The organism is Nitrosospira sp. Is2, from assembly GCF_033095785.1.
In the GTDB taxonomy this organism is placed as follows: Bacteria; Pseudomonadota; Gammaproteobacteria; order Burkholderiales; family Nitrosomonadaceae; genus Nitrosospira.
Window position 1 is genome coordinate 3,108,029 of record NZ_CP137134.1, and the last position, 13,701, is coordinate 3,121,729.

The following is a 13,701-nucleotide window of genomic DNA, read 5'->3' on the forward strand; positions in this document are numbered from 1 at the left end:
CATGAGGGCAGCCAGAAGTATTCGCCCACTGTCAAGGCTCGCGTTGGCGTCTGAACTCAGCTTCGCGAGTGCCGGAGCCCATCCTGAAGATACCCTTGGCAGTGGGGCTATACACCTCAGTTCGAAGAAAGCTCACGGTTTAATGGGGCTTGACGCAGCCGCTGATCTACCCGCTACTGCTGGACTATCAGTGGCGCGGTCAACGGGGTTACGTGGAAAAGATAACGTAAACCTCATATATATAGCGGGACAAGCGCCCCGGACAAGGCAGAACCCACCGATCACCATTCCCGTTCAAACAGGGCGTAGTTCCGCCAGACCTGGACCACTGCCAAGGGCGGCGGAAAGCCTCGAGTTATCTCAATACTCCCACGCCAGCGGACGTGCAGAAGGAGAAGTTCATGGTGATGATATTGAGCATAACTCCCCACATGGCGTTGACACGGTCTTGCCAGCACCTTCACTAACACGACTGCGCGGGCATCCGATGTCGGCAGAGCTCTCGCGTATAAAACGAGATAATGTCTCCTCGGTTGGTAGATCAAATAGACTTGCCCGCAGTTCATTACCCCTGAGTCGCGCCATAAGCTTGGAACCAGGTCATCAAGATGTGCTCAGGGCGAGCCGCAAAATTTCGATGCCCACGTCGTCGCTACACAGTCATTCCGGCACCATCTTGATGGACACGGGCAAATCGAGACCACCCGAGATCGGCGTAACATCATCTTTTGAAAAGATGGGCGGCGAAACCAATGGCGATTCAACGCCAAATGTCGAGCTTTCGCTTCCCGAGGCTTCAATTGTTAGGCGAACAAACAAATCCCCATCCACAACCTTCGGGGCGGCTGGTGAGCTAATACCGCCTTCTTCTAAACATTTGGCGGCGCGGCTCGGCACCGATCATTATTCGGGAAGCCTATCAAATTTTTTTGAGCAGCGGGCTGCCTTAAAAAGCACGCACCGGGCATACCCGGTACACACCCTCATCAGGTCGGGCTTGAGGCCGCTCGCGCCCGGAGCCGGTTTAAAAAAACCTGAGGCTCATCGCCTTACCGCATGGTCATTTCCAAAACGATCCGACCACTTACCCCATGGCCCCACATTATCGGTGTCGGCAAAGTCAATAGGCGAATCCCATCGACCTTTAAAATCGAGCATCAACAGGGCAACGGCCGAGAATGGCGAGGCTGTACGACGGCCCTCCGAGTTGACCAAGCTTAGTTATTCGTCGTCACCAGAAGCACAACAGCAGCCGAGCAATCAACGATTATCAAGTGGGGAGCCTCGGCAGTATGGTGAGGTAGACAAAAAAGACCTCAATGCAGCGTGGCGCGAAACCATTAACCCTCTCCGTGCAGGCTTTCATACCCCTCCAATTCGGAGTTTGACGCATTTAGAGGTCGGTTTTACACCGTATGACCCTTCAGCACTGCCCTACCTCCGTCGGCATATTGCGCCGCCGCCAGCAGATCACTTGTCGAGGCGCGGATTGGCACACCTGCATGGCTTGGCAGGACAAGCCCTTCGGTTCCACAGGCTTGTCGCCCCTCAGAATGACGGCGCTCAATACACCGCTAGCGTAAAAAATCATACCACGTCACCCGCCATTGCCCGACTTGTCGGTGTCACTTCAGGCAAAAATCGCGGGGCCCCCACCGTTTCTGGCAACTTCGCCGCCCAGCCGGAGTTTGGGCTTCTTTGGGGGCCGGTCGCTCCCAGACAGTTTCACTCCCAGCATTCCCAGCAAGCGCCGATCTCTACCATTTCCGGTAACCTTGATGCAAGCAGCACAGGTGCTGTTGCCGCCAACAGGGCTCCGAGCCCGACGTTTCATCCGACCTCAACATTTTTGAAACCTCCTATGACGGAACTTAACTTTCACCTGGAGCAGCGTTCCTATGTAAGCTCTCGCCCTACATCAGTAGGGCTGCCTATCGCGACGCAGATGAGTCTAGCCAGATTTCCATTTCGTAGGCTCAATATGATCGAGAGTAATGGTGGCCCCAGTACCAAGGAGCCCAGTGATCGTTCTCAGGCTAGCGTTAGTTCCTTTGGAATGACTTCTTTGAACAGTAAAGGGCCGTTCGGCTTCCGTGAAAGGCCGCTGTTAAATTTACAACAGAGACAGAACCAAGTCATGCGACGCTCTGAAACCAGTACCGGAGAACGGCCGGACTCTGATGGGGAGCGTTATGGCGTGGTGCCCGCTCCTCATGATCATTCAAGCAATATGAATAATGATCATCATAGCCACAAGGCATCAGGAGTCACCGAGTCTTCGTCTGGCGGGTCCAATGCTGATGAAGTTGCGGAGCGGGCTTGGCGCATTATGGCTGAGCGGCTTGTTATCGAGCGGGAACGGAGGGGATTAGCAAAATGGCCTTAGAAAACTGCCCAGATTCATCAGTCGATAGTGCGAAGGTGAGGCTGGAAAGGGGCCACCCCCTGCCAGTTCTCACAGAGAGAATACGAGGAAACGCGTAAATGGGACCTTTAGCAAGACTCGGAATACTGATAGAACTGCCGGGCGGTCAATTTCAATTTGATGAGAAGAACCCCGCATGCTTTATCGAAGCTAAATTTAATCCCGATCGTCTTTCAACAAGCCGCAGCGCACAATGGAAGTCACAGCCTGTCACAAAACGCGACTGTCCTGAGCTGCAGTTCACTGGATCTGAGCCGGGTACGCTCGGCGTCGATTTGTTCTTCGACACCTATGACAGTCCTTATTTACCAAAGCGTAGCGTTGTGAAGGACTACACAAGCAAGTTGCATCATCTTACTACTGTTGAGAAGCACGGCACCAAGCATCGCCCACCCTTATGCCGGCTCAAGTGGGGCGAGATGGGAATTTTTTTTCAAGGGGTATTGCAGCAACTTGATTTGGTGTTCACCCTCTTCACGGAAGAGGGTATACCGGTGCGTGCAACAGCGAAATGTACCTTCAAGCAGTGGCGGCAAAATTCTGATGATCTGCAAAAACAGGATTTATTATCGTCCGATGTTGCAAAGGTGTGGGTGGTCAAGCGGGGGCAGACCCTAGCGACTATTGCGGCACAGGAATATGGGGATACACGCAAATGGCGGTCCATCGCTCGTGCTAATGGTATTGAGGACCCTACAGATCTATACCCTGGGTCCGTACTGCTCTTGCCCGCCCTGCGGGCCTCTTGAACTCGAAATTTACCATGGCAGCCCGAGACCAATTTGATACCCTCGCGCCGGAGTTCGCGGTTCATATCAATGGCTCCCCGCTCCCTAACGAAGCTGTTGCCGATATTGTTTCCATAGATGTGCTGGATGACGTGGATGCGATGAGTATGTTTGCTATTACGGTTCCAGGATGGGATTCAGCCAATATGCAGGTGAAATGGATGGACGCGGACTTGTTTCGAGAGGGCAACCCCGTCGAGATTGAATTGGGTTATCGCGACAACTTGAAGCCTGTGTTGAGCGGCGAAATTACGGGCCTTGAACCCGACTTTCCGGAAGCACGTCCTCCCACTTTGACAGTTCGCGGCTACGATCGCCGGCACAGACTGATGCGGGAGCGTAAAACCTTATCCTTTACCAATCTAAAGGACAGCGATATAGCAGGCAAGTTGGCTGCAAGCGCTGGGTTGAGGCCTCAGGTGGTGGATACCAAAGTGACTTTGCCGTACGTACTGCAGCATAACCAGACTGATCTCGAGTTCCTGCTTGGGCGGGCACAGCGTATTGACTATGAAGTCGTCGTAGAAGATCGTTCTTTGTTATTCCGCCCCCGCAAAATCAAGGATACAGCCGCACTAACCCTAAGGCGTGACATAGAATTACTAGAATTCCGCCCCCGGATGACAACGATGGGGCAGGTTCAGGAACTCAATGTTCGTGGCTGGAACCCTAGCGATAAAAAGGAAATCGTGGGACGGGCCGTCGCCGGAAATGAATCAACGTTAATGGGAGGACATGTTTCCGGCCCATCCAACGTGAAGAAGTTGTTTTCACATACTGCAAGCACGAAGGTTACTGATCCTGTGCATAGCCAGGCGGAGGCCGATCAAATGGCCAAACAGAAATTCCGAGAAATCGCCCTTGGCTACATCAAGGCACAGGGCGTATGTATTGGCGACCCCAAGCTACGACCCGGAACCGTGGTAAAAATCGAAGGTATCGGAAAGCGCTTCAGCGGCCTCTATTACGTTTGCTCTACAGAACACCGTTTTTCACGGAAAAAGGGGTATCGGACCGCCTTTTCAGCACAAAGGAACGCAACATGATGGACGCTGATCTCCTGTATGACTTGCTGGCCCGTCGCGATTCCGGTGGAAAATGTTTCGGTGTTGTGGTGGGTATCGTCACAAATAATCGTGATCCCGACAACATGCATCGAGTCAAGGTTCGCTTTCCCTGGCTCAGTCATTGTGACGAAAGCAATTGGGCCCGTGTCGCCAGCCCCATGGCGGGGAAAGGCCGAGGCGCCTACTTTTTGCCGGAAATTGACGACGAGGTACTGCTCGCGTTCGAGCACGGGAGCATCGATCACCCTTATATAGTTGGCTCGCTGTGGGGTGGCAAGGATCAGCCGCATGAGAGTAATTCAGACGGAGCAAACGACAATCGGGGCATCAAGTCGCGTAGTGGCCACGTATTGCGGCTATGCGACAAATCAGGAGAAGAAAGCGTTGAGATTATCGATAAAAGCGGTGACAACAAAATCGTGATCACAACGTCGGAAAACAAAATCCTTATTGAGGCGAAAGGAAACATCGAAATCACTTCCAATACCGGGAAGATCACGTTCAGCGGTATCGGAATCGAGATGAAATCACAGGCAGGCGTGGATATTTCCGCGAATGCGCAGGTAAACATCAGGGGTGCCTTAGTCAATATCAATTAATCATAGTCATTTCGATACGAGAAATTCAAAAAGGAAAAAGGCATGTCCATACCGGTTCTTGGAGTCGGCTGGGGATTCCCGGTTAAGCGGGCGGATGATTCGGCGCAGGCATCGGCCCACTTTGTCATCGCAGAATATGAGGAAAGCGTCCGGCAATCCATCGTCATTATCCTGTCCACCGCCAAAGGTGAAAGAGTCATGCGTCCGGATTTCGGTAGCGGGCTGAGCGAATTGGTGTTTGCTGTCAATAACGCCGGTACTCGGGCCATGGCAGAATTCGAGGTGCGCGAGGCACTGGAGAAATGGGAGCCGCGAATAGATGTATTGGGCGTCGAAAGTTCCACCGGGGGTGATCGAGGCGAGCAACTGATGATCTTTATCGACTATCGGGTCCGGACCACCGACAACCGTTATAACATGGTGTACCCATTCTATCTGGACAGGCCTCTTACATGAGTACCGTCGGGCCGCCCCTTATCCGCGAGCAGGCGTGCTCAGAAGAAGAAATCCGGGCCATCGCCATGAGTCGCCTCGAAAAGGTCGGTTTCATACAGGAGGGTGGAGATCTTATGAAAGACGGACTGGTTCGGGTCCTTGCACGTTATTGCGGAATCCTGATCGAGCGGCTGAATCGAGTACCGGAAAGCCATCATCGCGCTTTTCTAAGCATGCTTGGTGCGACGCCAGCGCCTGCACTTCCAGCACATGTCGCACTTTCATTCAAGGCTGTGAGCGGAGCGACGCCAAATCTTCGAATTGTCGTACCTAGATTCACACAAGTTTCTGCATCGGCGGATAGCGACACGGTTGTGTTCGAGACGGTCCAAGATCTTCCACTGGTGCAGGCTGCACTCGTGCGAGCGGTAGCTGTCGATACTCGAGAGCTTGCCCATTCTGATGTCAGCAGCATAACCTCTCCAGCGTCCTCCGCTGACGTCGAGGAGCCTTTTTTCATGGTTGGCGCTATTCCGCTAAAGCGTTCCCTCCACATTTGTCAGAGTCAGGTAATTGGTACGTCCAATCTGACGGAATTGAAACTCAAGATAGCCCTGGACCAACCCGGCGAAATCGCACCGGATATCAGCGTTGAGTGGTTCGTGGAATCCGCTGACGCATCCGTTTTATTGCCAGCAATATCAGACACGACGGTTGGGCTGACGCGCAGCGGCGAAATAACCTTTGCCCCACCCGAAAAATGGCCGAATCAGACAATCGCTTCCATGTCAGCCCGTTGGCTTACCTGCCGTCTGAATCAACTCAGGTCTCCGCAAACTTCGACTGGACGGGGAAACGCGCATCTCATTCGAATCACGGGAATAGAGATATCCGGATTTGCTCGTCCCGCATCAGCGCCGATCGAGGCCGCTTATAACGGGACTATTCCACTAGATGTTACCCGAGATTTTTTCCCCCTTGGAGAAAGACCTCGTTTTGGTGACGTTTTTTTCGCGCTTTCCGAGAGTTTTACACTTAGCGGCGCTCACATTTCTCTCGACATAAAGCTCACTAATCCTATGGGCCGTGAAGATTCCCCAATCCCGGCGGTCAGCAATCACGGCAATCCCAAATTACTTTGGGAATGCTCCACCAGGCGGGGTTGGGTGATGGTGGATTGCAGGGACGGTACACGTGCGCTGACGCAGGACGGCGCGCTCCAGTTTGCCCTCCCGGATGATGTCATACCAACAGCGATAAATGGGAAGCAGGGCGGTTGGATACGGGTACGACTGGTTGGAGGCAGCTACATTTCCGCCGACCGGTCGACTGCCAATGAAGCATATCCCCCAATGGCCCCGCCTTCAATCGCAACAATGCAAATGACATCGGTCAAAAAGCTCGGGCCCGTGGAGCCCGAGAGTCTGGTTGTAGAAAGCAATTTTCAGTTCAAAAAGATAGACTTCGCATTCCCCCAGTCGTTTAATCCGTTCCCGCTCCCTGAGGAAGGCGCATTTTTGCTTTACCTTGGCTTAACCATCCCCGGGACGAAAACGTCCGATGTGGTCACACCGAATAGGGGAGGGTTTCTTACGTCGTTGGCAGGCCGGACCATAACGCTTTATTTCGTGCCGGATGCAGCGTGCAAACGGGTGTTCAGCCGCGATATTCGCTCCGACGCGTCTGCTATACCTCGCTGGCAGGCACGCACCGCAGCGGGTTGGCGTGATTGCGCCATCAAGGACCAGACCCAGGGATTAAACGCTCCCGGCACAATTGACATGCATCTGCCTGCAGAAATATCTGAATGGTACGACTCGGCACTTGATCCCCAACAAAAATTCTTGTGGCTGCGCGTCATCTGGGATTCCACGCGACCAGGGGTGTGTCCCTGTCCTCGGAGATTGCTGCTTAATACTGTGCTCGCCTCACAGACGGTACGACTGGCGGATGAGATCCTGGGATCGAGTAACGGCAAACCAGGGCAGATATTTTATGCATTGCGTTTGCCTGTCATAGGCGAGGTGACATTGCAAGTGCGAGAGCCGAGTGCCAACGGCCATACCGAAACATGGCCGGAAAGCGAATTCCAGGAAAAAACCCATTCATTTACTGACGCGGGTCGTCCCACAAATGAGAAATGGACACGCTGGTTTTGCGTCGAAGATTTTTCTCTTTCGGACTCACATTCTCGCCATTTTATTATTGACCGTCTTACGGGCCGCATTCAATTCGGGGATGGCAGGAACGGTCGAATTCCGCCGCCGGGGGCAAATAACGTCCGGCTGCACGAATATCGTACCGGCGGAGGCGTGCGCGGAAACCGGCCTGTGGGAACGATCACTCGACTTCATACGACGATTCCCTATGTTGAATCGGCCACCAATTATGAACCTGCCATGGGCGGGCAGGATACAGAGGGGCTTGAATCGCTAAGCGACGGCACCGCCGCGGGCCTCCGGCATCGCGATCGGGCAGTGTGCATTAATGACTACGCAGAACTCGCGCGCAAAGCCTCGCCTGAGGTTGCGTATGCCAAATGTATCGCAACGCGTGATCTGTTGGATGTGCCAACAGAGCGTGATCTAAAGCCCGGTGTCGTCAGTGTAACTATTGTTCCTCGCATTGCGGATCCATGCCCACGGCCTTCCTATAATCTGGTGAAGGTAGTTAAGGCATTTCTCGACGCGAGGCGACCCGTCGGAGTGGATTTGATTGTAGTCGGGCCCGAATACGTCCGCGTCAGTGTACTGGCAGAAATTGGTTGTCTGCCCGGCCATTCAACGGTGGGGGTGGTGGAGGAGTGCGAAAAGCGATTACGCGATTTTCTCCATCCGCTGACTGGCGGGCAGGGCGGCGGCGGATGGCAATTCGGGGAGCGGCCGCATGTATCGGACATCTATTCTTCTTTCGAGGCAATAGAAGGACTGGATCACATTCGTACGTTAACGCTAAGAAGCGAGGAAGAACGCCCGGGATTGTTGCTTGGAGAAACGTTTCTCATATGCTCAGGCAAGCACGAGGTGCGCCTATGTTAATGCGACTTTCGATGTTTGGTTTGAAAGTTCCTCACACCCGCCTCCATAAGCATGACATGGGGAGGCCGAGGACTTCTCTATTCCGCTACGCTCAGTACGGACGGCACGGGAACACTGGTTTAGGCATGCCGCGATGAGCATACCAACGCTCGATCTTGACGACCGTAGCTTTGATGACCTCGTACGAGAAGGTCTTGCACTATTGCCTACCGTGGCACCCCAATGGACCAACCACAATCCGTCGGACCCGGGCGTAACCATTATCGAGCTCCTGGCGTATTTCACGGAGATCCTGGTTTACCGGATAGGACGAATTTCGCCAGCCAGTAAAGTACAGTTTCTGAAACTGCTTACTGGGTCGAACTGGGAAGGGCTGGCCCAGGACAAAAGATCCCGATTCCTGCGATTACTCGCGGGAGCAAGAGAGGACGCTTCAGGTGAACTTGAAACAGCAGAACCCGCAGACGTAAAAAGGGCGATTGAGTATGCGCTAGTAAAGGCGGGCCCGGACGAACTCTCGCAGGCAATTGAATATATCGTTCATGACGTAACGCAAAACGAATGTGCTGTCACCGCTGCCGATTTTGAGCGATTTGCGGCGACGGCAGCAAGCCGCTATCTCGAATCGGCGCGGGTTCGGACGCTTTGCATACCCGGGGTAGATCTTGAAACCGGTCGTCCCCCATCCAGAACGTCAGATAACCGCGCTCATGTCAGTATCGTAGTCGCGCCAGAGCGAGAACTTACACCTCATCAAGCGGCAAAAGTGAATGAGACGGTAAAGAAGGATTTGCTGCCAAGATGCCTGCTCACCACGCGCATCCATGTGGTTGCGCCCATTTATCTGTATCTTGCAATTCGCATCGCCCTGGCTCTTAAGCCTGGCCATTTGATGGAGCATGTCTCGCGTCGCATAAGAGATAACCTGACGGGCGCGTTTGGCGACGGCTTCGGGCAAGGGCGGCAGGACAATGGGTGGCCATTTGGTCGGCCTTTGCACGTGTCCGAAGTGGTCGGAGCTATTGATGCTACCCCGGGGGTCGATTTCGTTGACGATATAACTATCCTCCAGATGACGACCGAGAGTCAGAACCTTGACTCTACCGAAGCCGCTTTGGGGATTCAAATCGACCGTCATTCGACTATCGGCGTAGATACTCTGCTTGGAGGACCGGGTTCCCTTGGACCAGGTCGGCTGCAACGGAACGATGAGGGCAAACTTGTTTCCATCGTGCTCAGACCGTGGGAACTACTGCGCCTGCAGGTAGCGGAAGGAAACATCGTCCCCATCGCAAAAAAGAAGACAAGCGGGGGAAACAATGGGTAAGCCCGGGGAGCGGCTACTCGATAGCCTCCCGGCTATCTATCGAGCTTCTGACGCGTCAGGCGACCTTCACCGTTTGCTAGGCGTCTTCGAAGAAATACTCTTTTCGAGCAACATGCCTCCGCCAGGCATCGAACAACAAATTCAAGACATCCCGAGCCTCTTTTCCCCGGGGGCAGGGGAGCCGGGACAAAACAACGCTGCGCGAACCCCGGACCGGTTTTTGCCGTGGCTTGCCACCTGGGTAGCGTTCACACCCCATGCGTTATTTGAACCACAGCAGCTGCGGAAAATTATTTCAGGAATTACTCCGCTTTATGGCAGACGTGGTACGCGCGCTTATCTGGAAGAACTGTTGAGACTTTGCTTTAACGAAATCTCTGCGGTTGAAATCCATGATGAGCCGGAGCAGAGATTTATTATCGGCTTTGCCAAAATAGGCAGTGACACCCTATTCGGGGACGACAGGCCTTTTTGGTTTCGGGTGACTGTAAATGTCAACAGCAGGGGAGGCGATGCCAAAATTACCGGCTCACGCCGTGAATTCGAACAACGGGTTCGAGCCATTGTCGATTTTGCAAAGCCGGGGCACACGGCTTATGAACTTCATCTGCTTTTTTCGTCCCTGGAGGAAAGCAGATCGACCGCGTGAACAGCGGGCAGCGGGACTTATGAGAGTGATTATGACTATTCGGGTGAGACAAGAAGGGTTGCGGCAAGCCGCTCAGACAAATTTTTGCATGACAATGTGTGACCGGAAGAGCCAGCCGCCAAGGGAGAATCGAAGTGCGTAAAAAACAACTTATCGGTAAAAAACCTGCATATTTTCAGGGGCAGCTTTTGCTGGCGGACGATTTTATCGACGAACAGAAATATCACATGAATGAGCTTGCCCGGCACAGTCTAAATCTCCACGGATGGGGCATTCTTCGTGGCCTTGAAGTCACGCGTGGCAGCGATACCAGCATAAACGTGGGGTCCGGCTTCGCAATCGATGCCAGGGGGCGCGAGATACCCATTAATCAGCCCGAGGTTCTTGATCTCTCTGCTTTCGCGCCATCTTCGCTGCTCCAGATTACGTTGAGTTACGAAACTGAACAGCCTTCCAAAGAGCGGCGGCGTATTGAATGTTATGGTGTTGTTGCCGCCTCCACAGGCATAGAAGAATCTGCTGTAGTGCTGGCAACAGTTCAACTGGACCAAGCGGGAAAGCTTACCGCCGAATCGATCAGCACCACTAATCGACGACATTTGCGCACAGTACTGTCGCCGGGTTCGGTAACCGCCTCTGCGCTGGACCCTAGCCTCCGCAAGGGGTGGTTGCGACTGCCATTTCGTCCCACCACGATTCCACAAGACCAGGCCGGGGGCGCGCCGCCCCCGTTCAGGATTGGCAGTACCGAGGCGAGATCGCATAAAGATTATAACGGTAGTCCTAATACCAACGGTGCTGGAGGAACCATGGCTTTCCCGCTTGCGCCCGGTGTTACACACTTGCATCGCCTTAGGATCGCGGGGCAGGAGAATGAAAAAAAACTGTCAGTCGCGCTGTTTCGGGGAGGCTGGGACGCTGTGAACAAGAAGCACCTCGGCGGCAGGGACAATCCCATGAGTAAATTGCTGGACGAGGAAATAGCACGCGGTGCATATGACCGGACGTATGAGGTCGAAGATGGGGAGCTCGATCCGGAGTGCAGTACGCTTTCTATTGACATACGTAGCACAGGTTACATACGGGTGTCGCTCGTAGCCGTCGAACTCTCCTATTGGGATTAAATCGTCAGTTGAGCCAATCAGACCAGGCAAACACAAAGTGACGAAACCGTACAAAGACTCGTTGGCACATTTGCTTGCCGAAATGGAACGGATCGATCTGCTGATCCGTTTTCAGATCGCGCACCGAAACATCCAGCGAAGTGCGGATGAGCAGTTCCATGGTTTGTACATTTCCGAGCAGGAAATTGACGCATTGCTGGCCAAGCCCATCGGATTGCCTCAATGGCTCGTCACGGCCGCGACCGGAGAAGCTCGCCCCGATCTGGCCGCGCTGGAAAAACAAATCAGGGAACGCAAACAAAAGAGCTTAAGCGGAGGCATGGAGCTGCGGCTGGAGAGGCTAAGAGAGCTCTTTGAGCTGACCCAATTTGACGTCGATGTCATATTGATCTGCCTGGCGGCCGAATTTGACCTGCGCTATGAGAAGCTTTACGCTTACCTCCAGGATGACGTCACCAAAAAAGTCCCGGGCGTCCAGCTGATATTAAACTTGCTCGCTCCGTCGCTAGAACTCAGCATCAGCGCAAGGCGGCGTTTGTCCGCAGACGCTCCCTTGCTGAGATTCAACCTTATCGAAATCGTGGAAGACCTGCCTCAGCCACGTGGGCCATTACTGTCACGATACCTCCAGGTTGACGACCATATTGTCCAGTACCTGCTGGGAGCCGAAGGGTTAGATGAGCGCATCCGCTCTTTCACCGAGACTGCGGGTGCCGGTCAAGGTTTCGATCTCCTCCCGTTAAATGATGACATCAAGCTGCGATTGATGCGCCTTGCAGCTGATATGTCGGATACGCAGACAGTCGTCGTGTATCTGAATGGCCCGAGCGGGGCGGATAAACAGAGCGTAGCCCAGGCGGTATGTCACAACGCGGGCACGAGATTGTTGGTGGTCGACCTGGAGCGGCTCATTGCCGGACCGGAGGCTGGATTCAACACAAGCCTGTCCTTGATTCAGCGCGATGCCCGCCTTCAGCAAGCCGCGCTGTTCTGGAAGGGTGTGAAAGCTCTGCGTGGCGAACAACGCCGCAGCACGCTCATCCATTTCATGCACAACCTGGAACTCGGCCTTTCGCTGGCTTTTGTCGATGCCGATATCGCCTTCGAGTCGGGCCCCGGGTTTCGCGCAATCACTTATTTCGACGTTACACTCCCGCAGCCGAGCTCCAGGCAACGAGCTGAAATATGGCACGACGCATTGGGAGAATACGAGACCCGCCTTGAGCCAAATGACATTGCAGAACTCGCCGTCAAATTTAAATTTTCCCGGGGCCAGATTCATGATGCATCCGCCACGGCATGGAGTATGGCCCGTTGGCGCTATCCGAATTCGCAGAGGATTTCCGCCTTGGAACTTTACGACGCATGCCGAACGCACTCGAACCATAAGTTATCATCGCTGGCTCATAAGATCCCGTCCAAATATCGCTGGAATGACATCGTTCTGCCGTTGGATCGAACCGAACAGCTGCGCGAAATTTGCAACCAAGTGAAATATCGGGACCAGGTGTATGGCGACTGGGGGTTTGACAAAAAATTAGCGATGGGCAAAGGGCTGTGCGTCCTGTTTGCCGGGCCATCAGGTACGGGTAAAACAATGTCGGCTGACATTATCGCGGGAGAACTGAAACTTGATCTCTATAAGATAGACCTGTCAATGATCGTGAGCAAATATATTGGAGAAACGGAGAAGAACCTCTCACGTATCTTCGACGAGGCGGAAACTTCCAATGCCATCCTGTTTTTCGACGAAGCCGATGCGCTGTTCGGGAAGCGCAGCGAAGTAAAGGACTCGCATGACCGCTACGCCAATATCGAGACCGGTTACCTGCTGCAGCGAATGGAGGAGCACGAAGGCATCGTTATTCTCGCAAGTAATTTTCGTAAGAACATGGATGAAGCTTTTGTCAGGCGTCTGCATTTCACCGTCGAGTTTCCATTTCCCAGCGAGGTGGATAGACGCAGGATCTGGGAAGCAGTGTGGCCGAAAGAAACGCCGCGTGAAGCGAATCTCGACATCGAATCTCTGGCAAGAAGTTTTCCTGTTACGGGCGGCAACATCCGCAATATCGCTTTGTCGGCGGCATTTCTGGCGGCGGATGACGGCGGGGTAGTCGGGATGCGGCATCTCATCCGGGCAACTCAACGTGAATACCAAAAAATGGGGAAACTCGTAGCAGAAAGCGACGTTGGAACGGCGCTTCAAGACATTGCTGCCATTTAGAAATATTGATTGCCATCACTACTGG

At 53.6% G+C, this 13,701-nt stretch carries 10 protein-coding genes; all 10 read left to right on the forward strand.

All coding sequences use genetic code 11. The features are described from left to right. Positions 1-679 precede the first annotated feature (679 nt). The 10 genes from R5L00_RS13685 (at position 680) to R5L00_RS13730 (ending at position 13,676) form a co-directional block, all read left to right on the forward strand. Positions 680-2,386 (forward strand): hypothetical protein, encoded by a 1,707-nt coding sequence (locus R5L00_RS13685; RefSeq protein ID WP_317652359.1) that lies wholly within the window; start codon positions 680-682, stop codon positions 2,384-2,386. Positions 2,387-2,484: 98 nt separating this feature from the next. Then, positions 2,485-3,174, forward strand: a complete 690-nt coding sequence (locus R5L00_RS13690) for a CIS tube protein (RefSeq protein ID WP_317652360.1) — start codon at positions 2,485-2,487, stop codon at positions 3,172-3,174. A 14-nt stretch (positions 3,175-3,188) separates the two neighbouring features. Beyond that, positions 3,189-4,259 (forward strand): hypothetical protein, encoded by a 1,071-nt coding sequence (locus R5L00_RS13695; RefSeq protein ID WP_317652361.1) that lies wholly within the window; start codon positions 3,189-3,191, stop codon positions 4,257-4,259. Then, positions 4,256-4,879 carry a phage baseplate assembly protein V gene (locus tag R5L00_RS13700; RefSeq protein WP_317652362.1) on the forward strand — a complete coding sequence of 208 codons (624 nt, stop codon included), beginning with the start codon at positions 4,256-4,258 and terminating at the stop codon, positions 4,877-4,879. Before R5L00_RS13695 ends, R5L00_RS13700 begins: the two co-directional genes overlap by 4 nt. A 42-nt stretch (positions 4,880-4,921) precedes the next feature. Next, positions 4,922-5,335, forward strand: coding sequence for a GPW/gp25 family protein (locus tag R5L00_RS13705; protein ID WP_317652363.1), 414 nt, complete (start codon positions 4,922-4,924; stop codon positions 5,333-5,335). After that, positions 5,332-8,352 (forward strand): putative baseplate assembly protein, encoded by a 3,021-nt coding sequence (locus tag R5L00_RS13710; protein ID WP_317652364.1) that lies wholly within the window; start codon positions 5,332-5,334, stop codon positions 8,350-8,352. Before R5L00_RS13705 ends, R5L00_RS13710 begins: the two co-directional genes overlap by 4 nt. Before the next feature lie 133 nt (positions 8,353-8,485). Next, positions 8,486-9,679 carry a hypothetical protein gene (locus tag R5L00_RS13715; protein ID WP_317652365.1) on the forward strand — a complete coding sequence of 398 codons (1,194 nt, stop codon included), beginning with the start codon at positions 8,486-8,488 and terminating at the stop codon, positions 9,677-9,679. Beyond that, on the forward strand, positions 9,672-10,328 hold the full coding sequence (locus R5L00_RS13720; RefSeq protein WP_317652366.1) for a phage tail protein: 657 nt from the start codon (positions 9,672-9,674) through the stop codon (positions 10,326-10,328). Before R5L00_RS13715 ends, R5L00_RS13720 begins: the two co-directional genes overlap by 8 nt. 134 nt (positions 10,329-10,462) lie before the next feature. Further along, on the forward strand, positions 10,463-11,452 hold the full coding sequence (locus R5L00_RS13725; RefSeq protein ID WP_317652367.1) for a hypothetical protein: 990 nt from the start codon (positions 10,463-10,465) through the stop codon (positions 11,450-11,452). A 37-nt stretch (positions 11,453-11,489) separates the two neighbouring features. Continuing rightward, on the forward strand, positions 11,490-13,676 hold the full coding sequence (locus R5L00_RS13730; RefSeq protein WP_317652368.1) for an AAA family ATPase: 2,187 nt from the start codon (positions 11,490-11,492) through the stop codon (positions 13,674-13,676). Positions 13,677-13,701 lie beyond the last annotated feature (25 nt).